Below are 521 nucleotides of genomic sequence, written 5' to 3'. Positions count from 1 at the left end.
TCGATAATGGGCACCATGTCAAAGCTTTGTTCTGTACGCAAAACGGAACCGCCACCGGCGTGACCAGTGATGTCGCTGGTTGCCGTGCCACACTCGACGCGATTGGTCATCCTGCGCTTCTCTTCGTCGACGGTGTGTCATCGATCGGCTCAATCGATTTCCGACAGGAAGAATGGGGTGTCGACTTCGCCGTCAGCGGTTCCCAAAAGGGCTTCATGATGCCTGCGGGTCTCGGATTCTTATCGGTCAGCAAAAAAGCCATCGCCGCCTCTAGAGAGGCGACCCATCGGCGCTGCTATTTCTCGTTCGAGGACATGATCCGCGCCAACGATGCCGGCTATTTTCCCTACACGCCGGCAACGCAGCTGCTGCGCGGCCTGCGTGCCTCGCTCGACCTGATCGCCGATGAAGGGCTTGAGAATATCTTTGCGCGCCACCATCGCCTCGGCGAAGGCGTGCGCAAGGCGGTCGACGCCTGGGGCCTGAAGCTCTGCGCCAAGGCGCCGAAATGGCACTCGGAC

The 521-nt window shown here is 60.1% G+C and carries 1 protein-coding gene; it reads left to right on the top strand.

Annotated elements, in window-relative coordinates:
- The coding region (locus tag EN852_RS34925; RefSeq protein ID WP_135879606.1) for an aminotransferase class V-fold PLP-dependent enzyme at positions 1–521 on the top strand (521 nt) is incomplete at both ends.

The organism is Mesorhizobium sp. M2E.F.Ca.ET.209.01.1.1 (genome assembly GCF_004010375.2).
Classification (GTDB): domain Bacteria; phylum Pseudomonadota; class Alphaproteobacteria; order Rhizobiales; family Rhizobiaceae; genus Mesorhizobium.
This window is presented reverse-complemented; position numbering and strand designations above follow the sequence as displayed.